The sequence below is a fragment of the Pseudomonas sp. MF09150 genome, assembly GCF_059862355.1.
Genome location: NZ_JCBCUS010000003.1, coordinates 182,818 through 196,509 on the forward strand (window position 1 = coordinate 182,818; position 13,692 = coordinate 196,509).

The window sequence follows — 13,692 nt, forward strand, 5'->3', positions numbered from 1 at the left end:
AGCGAGCTTGCTCGCGCTGGGTCGGCCGGCGCTCCGGGGCGTAGCCGCCCTAATGGCTGCGCCCCATTTATTCAGATAGACCGTGCACTCTGGGTTTGCGACCGCTGCGCGGCCGAGCGGGAGCAAGCGCCCTCGCCACGGGGGGAGTGCCTGATCGGGTCCTTGGGATCAGAACTCGATGCGTACGTCGCCTTTTGGCACGCTGCAGCAGGAGAGGATGTAGCCTTCGGCTTCGTCCTCTTCGGTGATGCCGCCGTTGTGTTCCATTTCCACTTCGCCGCCGAGCTTGAGCACTTTGCAGGTGCCGCAGATGCCCATGCCGCAGGCCTTGGGGATCATCAGGCCAAGCTTGGCCGCAGCCGCGTGCACGGTTTCACCCGGGGCCACGCGGATGCTCTTGCCCGAGGCGGTGAATTCCACCTGGTGCAGGTCGGCAACGTCGATTTCCGGCGCGTCGGCCGCTTGTTCGGCTTGTTCCACCGCGTCGGCACGGGCTTCGGGCGGGGTCGCGCCGAATGACTCCTCGTGGTAGCGGGTCATGTCGAAGCCCGAGGCCTCCAGCAGGCGCTTGACCGCGGTCATATAGGGCGTCGGCCCGCAGCAGAACACTTCGCGCTCAAGGAAGTCGGGCGCCATCAATTCCAGCATCTTGTGGTTCAGGTAGCCGCGATAACCGGCCCAGGGTTCGCCCAGGCCGTGTTTCTCGCAGATCAGGTGCAGGCTGAAGTTGTCGATGCGCGACGCCATGTGCTCCAGCTCGCGGTGGTAAATGATGTCCTTGGGCGAGCGGGCGCTGTGGATAAACACCATGTCGACATTGGCGTTGGTGTCGTAGAACCAGCGCGCCATGGACATCACCGGGGTAATGCCGACCCCGCCGCTGAGGTAAAGCACCTTGGGACTGGGGAAGTCGATGGCGTTGAACAGCCCCACCGGCCCGTGCACCGCCAGCTCCTGGCCTTCGTGCAGGGTGTCGTGCAACCAGTTGGAGACCTTGCCCCCCGGCACGCGCTTGATGGTCACCGAAAAGCTGTAGGGCACCGAAGGCGAGCTGGAAATGGTGTAGGAGCGCATGATCGGCTGGCCGTCGATTTCCAGCTCCAGGGTCACGAACTGCCCCGGCTTGAAGAAGAACAGGATCGGCTGGTCGGCCATGAAGCAGAAGGTGCGCACGTCCCAGGTTTCCTGGATGACTTTGACGCAACGGACGATATGCCGACCATTGGCCCAGGTCTGGGTCGTTACCGGATTCAGGAAGCTGTTGGACATGCTGTTCTCCATAGCCGTGTGCTCGGCTTCATGGTGGCGATTCTGCGTAACGCACGAAGCACCCATTTACCTATCTGCGACATTCACATGCTTATCGCGACCAGCCCCCAATCACCGGGGGTTGCGCGTCGGGAACAGGTTGGGCCATGTCGCCCATGGATAAGGTTCGGGGCGCTGGCGACCGCACACTCGGCGCAACGACAACAGCCGTATTTCGTGCCTTGCGTAGCACCAACCGTAGCCACTTTTCGCCGGCCGCACAGAACGGCCATGAGGACTTTAACGATGGACGTCACCGCAACCCTGAGCTTGGGCGATCCGCTGGAACCTGCACGCAAGGCCACTGCACAGATGCTGCAGGAGCGCGAGCGGACCTTTTCCCTGCCGCAGCCGTTTTACTCTGACGAGCGACTGTTCGATATCGACATGCAGGAGATCTTCCAGAAGGAGTGGTTGATCGCCGGCATGACTTGCGAGATCCCGACCAAAGGCAACTACCTCACGCTGCAGGTCGGCAAAAACCCGATCATCGTGATTCGCGGCGCCGAGGGCGTGGTGCACGCCTTCCACAACGTCTGCCGTCACCGTGGCTCGCGCTTGTGCACCAGCGAAAAGGGCAAGGTGGCCAAACTGGTGTGCCACTACCACCAGTGGACCTACGAGCTGGACGGCCGCCTGCTGTTCGCCGGCACCGAGATGGGCGCCGACTTCGACATGAAGCAGTACGGCCTAAAGCCGGTGAACGTGAAGACGGCCGGCGGCTACATCTTTATCTCGTTGTCGCAGAACCCGCCGGCGATCGATGACTTCCTGTCGACCCTGAGCCACTACATGGAGCCCTACGACATGGAGAACACTAAGGTGGCGGTGCAAACCACCTTGATGGAAAAGGCCAACTGGAAACTGGTGCTGGAAAACAACCGCGAGTGCTACCACTGCAACGCCTCGCACCCGGAGCTGCTGAAAACCCTGCTGGAATGGGACGACGTCACCGACCCTCGGGCCGATCAGGCGTTCAAGGACCACGTGGCCGCTTCGGCCGCCGCCTGGGATGCCGAGAAGATCCCCTACGCCCACGCCAGCTTCGGCCTGCGCAACCGTATCGTGCGCATGCCCCTGCTCAAGGGCACCGTGTCCATGACCATGGACGGCAAACAGGGCTGCGCCAAACTCATGGGCCGGATCAAGAACCCGGACCTGGGCTCGATGCGCATCCTGCACCTGCCGCACTCATGGAACCACTGCATGGGCGATCACATCATCGTGTTCACGGTCTGGCCGATCAGCGCCCAGGAAACCCTGGTCAGCACCAAGTGGATCGTGCACAAGGACGCGGTCGAAGGCGTGGACTATGACGTCGAGCGCATGCGCAAGGTGTGGGACGCCACCAACGACCAGGACCGGCGCCTGGCGGAAGAAAACCAGCGCGGCATCAACTCCACCGCCTACCAGCCCGGCCCGTACTCCAAGACCTACGAGTTTGGCGTGGTCAACTTCGTCGACTGGTACAGCGAGCGCATGTTGAGCAACCTGGGCGCGGAGCCTGCGCCTTACCTCAAGGGCGTGCCGGTCCAGGGCTGAACGTTGCCACTCGCCGCAAGCCGCAATACAAGAGCCCGGGGGCGAGGTAAGCCGGCCCCCGGGCTCTTGTATTGCAGCGGGTCCCATCAAGCAAGCGGCCAACTGACGGCGCCGTTCTCGCCCACAAACGCTTCGGTGATCGTTGCGCCCTGCAACGTCACTCTCACATAGCCATTGCGCACCCGCTGCGGGTAGTCAGGGTCGTCCGCGGACAGGGTTTCCGACCATTGCACGCGGGGGTTGCCTTTGACCTCGCGGGTGGGGCCATAGGGGATCGCCCCGTGGCCGATGCAGCGTCCGTACATGCCGCCCTGGGGCGCATAGCAGATGCCATTGTGCAGGTGCCCCCAATACCAGTAGTCCGGCGCACGGCCCAAGGCCGCAACCACTTGCTGATAGAGCGCGGTCTGGGTCTGGCCGGTGATGTCCAGCCCCTGGTGATGGCTGAGCAGCATGATCTTGCGTCCCTGCCCCTTGCTGGCGACCAGGTCCTGGAGCCATTGCTGCTGCGCCGGGGCCAGGTTGCCGTCCATATAGAGGCTCATCTCGTCAGCCGCATAGGCCGAGTCCAGGCCGACGATCAGCCAATGGGTATTGAACAGGGCGAAATAGCTGGTGCTCTGCTGCTTGGGAAACAGCGCGTCGATCTCGGCAAAATAGCCATGGGCGCCGCTGTACATCTCATGGTTGGAGTTGAGGCTGAACGAAGCCTGGGTGCCCTGGGGCCAGTTCTTGAGGTCAGCGCCCTCCTCGCTGCCGGTCCCGGCGTAATACACATCCCCCAGGTGGATGGTGTAGTCCGGCTTGTCCTGGAGCATCAGCTCCGCCACCCGCTGCGCCGCCGACGCACTGTCGAAATACCCGGTGCCCCAATCCCCGGCCATGTCCAGCAGCACGTCATCGGCCATTTCGATCAACGCCGGGGTCGTGCCGAAGGGTGCATGATTACGCAGGTTTTCGATCCAGTTGAGCAGGGCCTCGCTCCAGCGCAGGTCCAGCAACTCCCATTGGCGACAGCCCAGCAGGGTGCCGTCCTTCATCACCTGGGTCTGCAGCTCGGCCTCCGTTTGCGGCAGGCGCGCGGCGTTACCAAAGTGCAGCAACGACAGACCATGGGCCAGCTCCCACGGCACCGGCGCCTGGCCCGGCGGCAGCTCGCCGTGAATGATTGCGTACTGAGCCTGGTCGTGGGCGCGCTGCAACAGGTTGACCAGCGCCTGCAGTTGTTCGGCGTCGAGCTGATTGCTGAGTTTTTTCCAGGCCAGGTCGAGCCTGGCGAGCAGGCCGTCGACCCGGGTTTTCACGCGGTCGTACTCATGTTCCAGATGACTGACGAATGACATTCCGTTATCCCTCTTGATCGTCCATTGGGGCAGGCGCCTCACCGGGATCGGCCGTTGAGGCGCAAGTCGAATAGCCCGTGACGCGATTCGATGTGGCCTTGTGGTCAGGCAGTCGCAACTCGTCGGTGGTGCTGACCAGGGGGTTGGGGCGGTCGCCGGGGGAGAGAAACGCGGATCGGGGAACCCTGGGATAAACGACAATCCATTGTCTGCACTCCTGAAAGCAGGTGTGGATAAGTAATCATGCTGTCCTGGTGGCATCAGTGAAGACAGGCCCCTGATCCCTGTCAAGCAGGCCATTAGAACTGTACGAAGTTTGATCTATTGCCTTGTATGCTATGTATTACAAGGCGTCCAGGGTTCGGCCAACATCTTATCCACAGCTTGGCCCACAGCAATTGTGGGCAAGTGCGCCGGGTACCGGGACAGCTCAGCGGAATAAGGCGAGAAAAACCGTGACTTATGGAGAAACAGCGGTTTCAGCGGTAACTGATCAATTTTTGAACAAAACCCTGAAGCCCTTTAATTAAAAGGGCTGCAGGGTAAGGCAAACACCTTATCCACAGAACCGCCAACAGACTTTGGGGGCAACTTGCACACAGCCCGTGGCCGGTGTGGAAAACCCGCTCCACGCCGCGAAAATCGAGGCTTTGCGCAGGCACGTACGGGTAAAATCTCGAAATCGATCAATAATTGAACAACTCTCTGCAAGCAGCTAACGGCGTGGCCTACAGCCGACAGCAAACATCTTATCCACAGAAGCGCCAACAGAGATTGGGGGCAACTTCAGGGGATGAAGGAGCTCAAGGCCTGGGAAAAAGCTCGAAAAAACAACAGCTAACGCTGGTCATTTTTTATACAGGGGGCTGCAGGGCCTGCTGCACGTGGGCTGTAGCGAGGGGCGAACATGTTATCCACAGAAACGCTAACAGGGATTGTGGGTAACCTTATGCGGCAGCAACCCGGACCGGTCGCTGCCGCATGAAAGTCTGTCAGCGGACGACGCCTTCCTCGATCAACAGCTTGAGGATGGCGTCGGCGCCGGCCTCGGCCGTCACGCCCTTGAGCACCTGGCCGGTGCCACCGCTGGCCTTGGCCGTGGCGGCTTTCATGCGGTCGGCACCGCTCTTGGCCTTGATCACTTTCAGGCGCTTGGGCCGGGGCTTGGCCGGTTGCAGGGTCGAGGCTGTGAGTAACTCGTCGTCCACCACCGTGACCTGGTCTGCCTGCAACACGCCGCGCTGGGCCGGGCCGTAGGCGCTTTGTCGGGGTTTGGGCGCAGCGTTATCCACAGTGGCGAGAAATGGCAGGCGCACTTTCAGGCGCCGCCGCTGGCCACGGGGCAAGGCTTGCAGCACCAGGGCCACCCCAGCGTCGATGGACTCGACCTGGGCCAGCCCCACCACCAGCGGCCATCCCAGGTTCTCGGCCAGCAGAAACGGGAGCATGCCCGAGCCTTCGCCGGTTTCCGCCTGGCTCCCGGTCAGCACCACCTGGGCCCCGGCGTCGCGCAGGTAGTCGGTCAGCGCCGGCAAGGCATCGGCACCGGACGGCTGTTCCAAGACATGCAACTGTTCCAGGCCCATGCCCAGGTAGGCCCGCAGCGCCGGTTCGTGGATGTCGCCGGCGTGCAGCACCTGTAGTTTGTCCCCCGCCAGTTGCAGGCCCAGCTCCACTGCGCGCGCGTCTTGATCAGCGCGTCGTGGGCGGCCGGAAGTGGGGTGGGCGCCGATGGATACCAGGCTGATTACGTTACTGTTCATGGTCGTCCCCTTAAGCCGCGTCGCGCTTGGCGCCGTTGCGGTAAGCCGCTACCGCCGCGATCAAGGCTTGAAGAATCTCGGCGCTCTCGCCAATCACCGACAGGTCGGCACGCTTGATCATGTCGCAACCGGGGTCGAGGTTGATCGCCACCACCTTGTCGCAGGCACCGATGCCCTGCAGGTGCTGGATCGCCCCGGAAATCCCCACCGCGACATACACCCGCGCCGTGACCCAGGTGCCGGATGCCCCGACCTGCCGGTCCCGGGCCATGAAACCATCGTCCACCGCCACCCGCGACGCGCCTTCAGTGGCACCCAGGGCAGCAGCGGTCTGGTGAAACAGTGCCCAGTCCTTGACCCCGTTGCCGCCGGAGAAGATGAACTCGGCTTCAGCCATGGGAATGGCGGCCGGGTCCACCGCCACCGCGCCCAGGTCTTCGATCCGCGCCAGGCTGCGGGCAACGCTTGTGGATAACTCCACGGGCAGCGCTTCATGCCGGGTTTCGCTGACCGGCTCGGCGCATTCGACGGCGCCCAGGATCAGCCGTGCCAGAGGCCGGGCCAGATCCTGCAAGCCGGCACCGGCACGTCCAATACACTGCTCGTCCTTGACCTGCCAGACCCGGGTCGCCGGGCGCTCGCCCAGGGCCGCGGCAAAGCGCCGGCCCAATTCGGCGCCGCCACTGCGGCTGTCAGGCAGCAGCCAATGGCGCGGGCTGAACTGGTTATCCACAGCCCGCAGGCCCTGGACCCGTTGCTCCGGTGCATAACCTTCGAACTCATGGCCTTGCAGCACCAGCAGGCGATCGACGCCGGCCTGGGCGAAGGCGGTTTCCTTGTGCTCGCCAAACACCACCGTCAGCACCGCGCCGTCTTGGCCGGCCAACTGGCGGGCCAAGCCCAACAGGTCGCGGTCGTGGCTGCCGAGACGGCCACCGACCATGTCCGGCACCACGCCGATGTAAAACGCCGGTTGCGGCACCTGATGCAGCGGCAGTTGCACCTCGACCGCGGCGCTGCGCTTGCTCATGCCGCCCTGCTGGGCACCGCTGCGGTCGATGCGCTTGATCCCGTTGGGGCCGATAAAACCCTGGCCATGGGGATTCTTGCGCAGCAGGCCATTGGGCCCCATCCAGCTGTGGGTCAGCGGTTGCATGGCGGCATGCAGCGGGTGCAGGCGGTTACGGGCGATCCACTCGGCCCGTGGATCGCGGCGAATAATGTCGCTCATCAGTGCACCTCCGCAGGTTCGCGCTTGGCCGGAGCCTTGCCTGGCGCCGGTTCTTCGAGCAGGGCATCGGCCACCAACTCGGCAATGTCCTTGATCTGCGGCCGGGGCTCGACCACCCCTTCGAGCATCGCCGTGCACTGTGGACAACCCACCGCCACCAGCTCGGCGCCGGTTTCGCGGATGTCCTCCATGCGCATATCGGGGATACGCTGCTTGCCAGGGATGTCGGTAATCGGCGCACCGCCGCCGCCACCGCAGCAGCGGGAGCGGAAACCCGAGCGCTGCATCTCTTTGACCTCGATCCCCAGGGCACGCAGCACCTGGCGCGGAGCCTCGTATTCGCCGTTGTAGCGGCCCAGGTAGCACGGGTCGTGATAGGTCACGCTGCTACCCTTGTGCTGGCCGAGGTTCAAGGCCCCCTCGCCAATGATCTGAGCCAGATAAGTGCTGTGGTGCTGCACCTGATAGTTCCCGCCAAATGCGCCGTATTCGTTCTTCAGTACATGGAAGCTGTGGGGGTCGCAGGTGACGATGCGCTTGAAGCTGTACTGGGCCAGGGTCTGGATATTGCGCCTGGCCAGTAGCTGGAAGGTCGCCTCATCCCCCAGGCGCCGGGCCACGTCGCCGCTGTCCCGTTCTTCGAGGCCGAGCACGGCAAAGTCGACGCCGGCCGCCTTCAGCACTTTGACGAACGCACGCAGGGTGCGCTGGTTGCGCATGTCGAAGGCGCCGTCGCCGACCCAGAACAGCACGTCGGTGGTTTTCTTCTCGCCGAGCAGGGTCAGGTTCAGGTCCGCTGCCCAGTTCATCCGCCCACCGGGGTTGAAGCCGCCGGGGTTGTCGGTGGCGATCAGGTTTTCCAGGACTTCGGCGCCCTTGTTCGGGGTCGCGCCTTTTTCCAGGGTCAGGTGCCGCCGCATGTCGACGATGGCATCGACGTGCTCGATCATCATCGGGCATTCCTCGACACAGGCGCGGCAGGTGGTGCAGGACCACAGGGTCTCGGCGTCCACCAGGCCGTTGACGATCGGTTGATGGGGATTACCGCCATGCTCGCCAATCGGTTTGCCAGGGTAAGGGCTGCCGGCGAACTGGGCGTCGGTGCCTCCGGCGAGGCCGACCACCATGTCTTGAATCAGCTTTTTCGGGTTCAGCGGCTGGCCGGCGGCGAACGCCGGGCAGGCCGCTTCGCATTTGCCGCACTGCACGCAGGCGTCAAAACCCAGCAGTTGGTTCCAGGTGAAATCCTTGGGTTTTTCCACCCCCAAAGGCGCCGAGCGGTCGCTCAGGTTCAGGGGCTTGAGCCCGGTGGAGCGACCGCCGCCAAAACGCTCGGCGCGGCGATGCCAGGCCAGGTGCAGGGCACCGGCGAAGGCGTGCTTCATCGGCCCACCCCAGGTCATGCCGAAGAACAGCTCGGAAACGCCCCACAGCACACCGACCGCGAGGATCAGCGCCAGCACCCAGCCACCGAAATCTTCCGGCAGGATGCCCGCCACCGGCAGGGTCAGGACAAAGAACGAGGCCGAGAACGCCAGCAGGCTTTTCGGCAGGCGCATCCACGGGCCTTTGGACAAGCGCGCGGGCGGGTTGCGCCGGCGCAGGAAGACAAAGACCGCGCCGACGAACATCACCGCCGTCATCAACAGCAAGGCGTAGCCGAGGATGCGGTTGTGCAGGCCGAAACCGTGCACCAGCAGCGCCAGCACAATCGACGCCACCGCGCCGCCGGCCGTGGCCACGTGGGTATTGGCGATGTATTTGTCCCGCGCCACCACGTGGTGCAGGTCGACCATATAGCGCCTGGGCATGGCCAGCAGGCCGCCGAGCAGGTCAACCTTGGAGGCTCGCCCCCGGCGCCACAGGGATGCACGCCGCAGCGCGCCGAGGACTGCAAGGCCCAGGGCGGAGAAGAGCAGGATGGGAATAATGACGTTGAGCATGGTGAAGCTCCCGCAAGGATCTTGTCGGAGCTGGCGGGTGTGGCGAGGGAGCTGGCTCCCTCGCCACAACAAGCCGGCTCCTATCAGCAACTGTTGTTAAAAATCCTTGCACAAGCGCAGGGCGTCATAGATGGCGGCATGGGTATTGCGCTGAGCCACGCAGTCGCCGATCCGGAACAGCAGGAAACCCTCGCCCGGCTCGCCCAGGCACGGCTGCGGCTTGATCGCGAACAGCGCCTCGACATCGATCTGGCCCTTGTTGCGCGAGTCTTGCTTGAGCCCGTAATACAGCTCTTCATCCGGGCGCACGCCGTTCTCCACCACCACCTGGTCCACCACCCGCTCTTCCTTGGCCCCTGTGTATTCGTTTTCCAGCACGGCAATCAGCTTGTCGCCCTCGCGGTAGACCTTCTCCAGCATCATGTCGCCGGTCATGATCACTTCCTTGGGGTACATGCTGCGGTAGTAGGTCGGGAACGACGTCCCGCCAATCGCCACCCCAGGCTTGATGTCATCGGTGACGATTTCGACCTGACTGCCTTTGTCAGCCAGGAAATCGGCCACCGACATACCGGTGAATTCGCAGATGGTGTCGTAGACCAGCACATTCTTGCCCGGCGCCACCTTGCCATCGAGCACGTCCCAACTGCTGACCACCAGGCCTTCGGCAGCGCCCCAGTGTTCGTTCTGCTCCAGGTTCGGGTGCCCGCCCACGGCCAGTACCACGATGTCCGGACGCAGGTCGAGGATGGTGGCGATATCGGCAGCGGTGCCCAGGCGCAGGTCGACTTTCAGTCGTGCCAGCTCCAGCTGATACCAGCGGGTGATACCGGCGATCTGATCCCGTTGCGGTGCCTTGGAGGCCGTGGTGATCTGCCCGCCGATGGCGTCCTTTTTCTCGATCAGGGTCACGTCATGCCCGCGCTCGGCGGCCACGCGTGCGGCTTCCATCCCCGCCGGGCCGGCTCCGACCACCACCACCTTGCGCTTGACCCCGGTGCTCTTCTCGATGATGTGCGGCACGCCCATGTATTCACGGGAGGTCGCGGCGTTCTGGATGCACAGCACATCCAGCCCCTGGTACTGGCGGTCGATGCAGTAGTTGGCGCCGACGCACTGCTTGATCTGGTCGATCTGGCCCATCTTGATCTTGGCGATCAGGTGCGGGTCAGCGATGTGCGCACGGGTCATGCCGACCATGTCGACGTAACCGCCTTCGAGAATGCGCGTGGCCTGGTTCGGGTCCTTGATGTTCTGCGCGTGCAGCACCGGGACCTTGACCACTTCCTTGATCCCGGCCGCCAGGTGCAGGAACGGCTCCGGTGGGTAACTCATGTTGGGAATGACGTTGGCCAGGGTGTTGTGGGTGTCGCACCCCGAGCCCACCACACCGATAAAGTCGAGCATGCCGGTGTCGTCGTAGTACTTGGCGATCTGCTTCATGTCCTCGTGGGACAGGCCGTCCGGGTGGAATTCATCACCGCACAGGCGTATGCCGACGCAGAAATCGTCACCGACTTCGGCACGCACCGCCTTGAGCACTTCCAGGCCGAACTTCATCCGGCCCTCAAAACTGCCGCCCCATTCGTCGGTGCGCTTGTTGACGCGCGGGCTCCAGAACTGGTCGATCATGTGCTGGTGCACCGCCGACAGCTCGACGCCATCCAGGCCACCGGCCTTGGCCCGGCGCGCGGCCTGGGCGTAGTTGCCGATCACGCGCCAGATTTCTTCCGGCTCAATGGTCTTGCAGGTGGCGCGGTGCACCGGCTCGCGCACACCGGATGGCGACATCAGGGTCGGCCAGTTGAAGCCATCCCAGCGTGAGCGACGACCCATGTGGGTAATCTGGATCATGATCTTGGCGCCATGCTTGTGCATGGCATCGGCCAGGTTCTGGAAGTGCGGAATGATGCGGTCGGTGGCCAGGTTGACCGAGGCCCACCACTCCTGCGGGCTGTCGATGGCCACCACCGAGGAGCCGCCGCAGATCGCCAGGCCGATGCCGCCCTTGGCTTTCTCTTCGTAGTACTTCACATAACGGTCGGTAGTCATGCCGCCATCGGTGGCATAGACCTCGGCGTGCGCGGTGCTCAGCACACGGTTGCGGATGGTCAGTTTGCCGATCTGGATCGGCTGGAACATCGCTTCGAAAGCCATTTTCTAAACTCCGCCTACAACGGTTTGACGATGAACAGGCCGTCGTCGTGGCCTTCTTCGGAGCCACCGTAGACCTGCTCAGCCACGGTCCGAATCGAACTGCCCCGGGCTTGGAGGATCTGGTCCATGGCGCCGGCGAACCAGCCGGTGAACATGTAGTCGACCTTGCGCCCGACCTTGCCGTAGACGTAGACGAACGCCGAGTGCTCGAGCTTGACGCTGGCGGTGCCTTGATCCAGGTCGATGTCCTGGATCTTGAACAGGCCCCAGCCGCGCTGCGACAGGCGCTTCATGTAGTGCTCGAACACCGCCACGCCTTCCAGGCCGTGGCATTCGGCTTCTTTCTCGCACCAGTGCCAGGCGGATTTGTAGCCGGCCTTGTACAGGATCTCGGCGTAGGCCTCGGCCCCCAGCACGTCTTCGATGCCCATGTGGTTGTTGACGAAAAAGTGCCGTGGCACGTAGAGCATCGGCAGGGCATCGGAGGTCCAGACACCGGTCTCGCTGTCGACTTCGATGGGCAATTGCGGGGCGATTTTGGCCATGGAAACTTAACTCCAGAAAATTCGTTTTCAGTGCTTAGCAAAGCTTTTGCCTTGCTCTAATAAACAAGCCGTGTGAATGACTTTGGAGCCGTAGCGAGCACGTCGAGGACGTGACGCAGCTATCGGCGAGCGGAGTAGGCTCCGCAGGCATTCATTCGCCCCAGACGTCCTTCAGGACATTGACCCAGTTCTCGCCCATGATCTTGCGCACCACACGCTCGGGGTGGCCGCGCTTGAGCAGGGTCTCGGTGAGGTTGGGAAACTCGCCCACGGTGCGGATCCCCAGGGGGTTGATGATCTTGCCGAAGCTGGTCAGGCGGCGGGCGTAGCCCTTGTCGTGGGTCAGGTACTCGAAGAAGTCCTGGCCATGGCCCTGGGTGAAGTCGGTGCCGATACCGATGGCGTCTTCGCCCACCAGGTTCATGGTGTATTCGATGGCTTCGGCGTAGTCGTCGATGGTCGAGTCGATGCCCTTGGCCAGGAACGGTGCAAACATGGTCACGCCGACGAAACCACCGTGATCGGCGATGAACTTCAGCTCCGCATCGGACTTGTTGCGCGGGTGTTCCTTGAGGCCCGACGGCAGGCAGTGGGAGTAGCAGACGGGTTTCTTCGATTCGAGGATGACTTCCTCGGACGTCTTGGAACCGACGTGGGACAGGTCGCACATGACCCCGACGCGATTCATCTCGGCCACGATTTCGCGACCGAAACCCGAGAGCCCGCCATCACGCTCATAACAGCCGGTGCCCACTAGGTTCTGGGTGTTGTAGCACATCTGCACAATGCCCACGCCCAGCTGCTTGAACACCTCGACATAGCCGATCTGGTCTTCATAGGCATGGGCATTCTGGAAACCGAAGAGGATGCCGGTCTTGCCCTGTTCCTTGGCCTTGCGGATATCGGCGGTGCTGCGGACCGGCATTACCAGGTCGCTGTTTTCGCGCATCAGCTTCTGGCTTTTGCAGATGCTGTCGATGGTGGCCTGGAAGCCTTCCCACACCGACACAGTGCAGTTGGCTGCGGTCAGGCCGCCCTTGCGCATGTCCTCAAACAGCTCGCGGTTCCACTTGGCAATGATCAGCCCGTCGATAACGATGCTGTCGGCGTGCAGTTCGGCTGGGCTCATCAGGCTGTCCCCTTATTGGCGATTCATGCGCCGAATCGTCTGCCGGCGCTTTGGGGCCAGCATATGCCGCGTGGGCAAGGGAGCCGGATGCAAAAGCGACAGGGGAATTGCCGAAAGCGTCAAGGCGCGACAAAGGGTCGGCAGCCGGGCATCGGCGTCATCTGTTCTTTGCCCGGCGCTTGCGCCAGAATCCGCCGCTTTACTGGATGCTTCACTGGATTTAGGGGCGGCGACGCAATGAAATCGATCTTCCTCGCTTTGGCACTGATGGCGACCGGCGTACAGGCGGCTGAAGAAGCCGACAACTCGCCTTGCGATGCCGTCGAAAACGACGTGCAGACCCTGGAATGCGCGACCTACAACCGCACCACCGCCGAACAGTTGCTCAAGGACAACGTCCAGGGCCTGCTGGAACGCTTCGCCAACCTGTACGGCAGCGACAAGGCCAAGCTCGCCGACATCACCGGCAAGCTCAACAACGCCCAGCAACTGTGGCAAAAACAGCGCGAAGCCGATTGCGCCGTGGAAAGCTTCCCCGCCAAGCCGGGCAGCAAGGCCTACACCATTGCCCAGAACGACTGCATGGCGCGCATGAGCGATGAACGGTCGGAGTTTCTGGAGTCGATTGCACAGGAGTGAACCGCGACGACAAAGCCCTGCGGGCGGCAACATTCAGTGAAGGTTCAAGGCTTGGCGACACAGCTTTTATAAGCAAATATCGAGTTACCTTA

At 62.9% G+C, this 13,692-nt stretch carries 10 protein-coding genes; 2 read left to right on the forward strand and 8 right to left on the reverse strand.

The annotated features are described in order from the left end of the window. Positions 1–168: 168 nt before the first annotated feature. A complete protein-coding gene (gene gbcB, locus AC19YX_RS13695) occupies positions 169–1,269 on the reverse strand; it encodes a glycine betaine monooxygenase reductase subunit (RefSeq protein WP_078472794.1) in 1,101 nt (366 codons plus the stop codon). Positions 1,270–1,554: 285 nt separating this feature from the next. On the opposite strand from gbcB, the gene gbca reads away from it, so the two are divergent. Then, on the forward strand, positions 1,555–2,850 hold the full coding sequence (gene gbca, locus AC19YX_RS13700) for a glycine betaine monooxygenase oxygenase subunit (RefSeq protein ID WP_201128340.1): 1,296 nt from the start codon (positions 1,555–1,557) through the stop codon (positions 2,848–2,850). 86 nt (positions 2,851–2,936) lie between these two features. Here gbca and AC19YX_RS13705 read toward each other — a convergent pair whose 3' ends face one another. The 7 genes from AC19YX_RS13705 to AC19YX_RS13735 form a co-directional block, all read right to left on the reverse strand. Further along, the gene (locus AC19YX_RS13705; protein ID WP_500606458.1) at positions 2,937–4,193 is read right to left on the reverse strand and encodes a metallophosphoesterase family protein; all 1,257 of its coding nucleotides are present in this window, start codon (positions 4,191–4,193) and stop codon (positions 2,937–2,939) included. A gap of 992 nt (positions 4,194–5,185) precedes the next feature. Next, positions 5,186–5,956, reverse strand: coding sequence for an electron transfer flavoprotein subunit beta (gene etfB / locus AC19YX_RS13710; RefSeq protein ID WP_078472791.1), 771 nt, complete (start codon positions 5,954–5,956; stop codon positions 5,186–5,188). A gap of 10 nt (positions 5,957–5,966) precedes the next feature. After that, entirely contained in the window at positions 5,967–7,187 is a 1,221-nt protein-coding gene (gene etfA, locus AC19YX_RS13715) for an electron transfer flavoprotein subunit alpha (protein WP_500606459.1), read from the reverse strand. Beyond that, positions 7,187–9,130: a dimethylglycine demethylation protein DgcB gene (dgcB, locus tag AC19YX_RS13720; protein WP_500606460.1), complete on the reverse strand. Its 1,944-nt coding sequence runs from the start codon at positions 9,128–9,130 to the stop codon at positions 7,187–7,189. The genes etfA and dgcB overlap by 1 nt, the downstream gene beginning before the upstream one ends. Positions 9,131–9,226: 96 nt before the next feature. Beyond that, a complete protein-coding gene (gene dgcA, locus AC19YX_RS13725; RefSeq protein WP_078472788.1) occupies positions 9,227–11,287 on the reverse strand; it encodes a dimethylglycine demethylation protein DgcA in 2,061 nt (686 codons plus the stop codon). A 14-nt stretch (positions 11,288–11,301) separates the two neighbouring features. Continuing rightward, positions 11,302–11,832, reverse strand: a complete 531-nt coding sequence (locus tag AC19YX_RS13730; protein WP_078472787.1) for a 4-vinyl reductase — start codon at positions 11,830–11,832, stop codon at positions 11,302–11,304. A gap of 151 nt (positions 11,833–11,983) precedes the next feature. Further along, positions 11,984–12,961: a dipeptidase gene (locus tag AC19YX_RS13735; protein ID WP_078472786.1), complete on the reverse strand. Its 978-nt coding sequence runs from the start codon at positions 12,959–12,961 to the stop codon at positions 11,984–11,986. Positions 12,962–13,198: 237 nt separating this feature from the next. On the opposite strand from AC19YX_RS13735, the gene AC19YX_RS13740 reads away from it, so the two are divergent. Continuing rightward, positions 13,199–13,600: a lysozyme inhibitor LprI family protein gene (locus AC19YX_RS13740; RefSeq protein ID WP_078472784.1), complete on the forward strand. Its 402-nt coding sequence runs from the start codon at positions 13,199–13,201 to the stop codon at positions 13,598–13,600. Positions 13,601–13,692 lie beyond the last annotated feature (92 nt).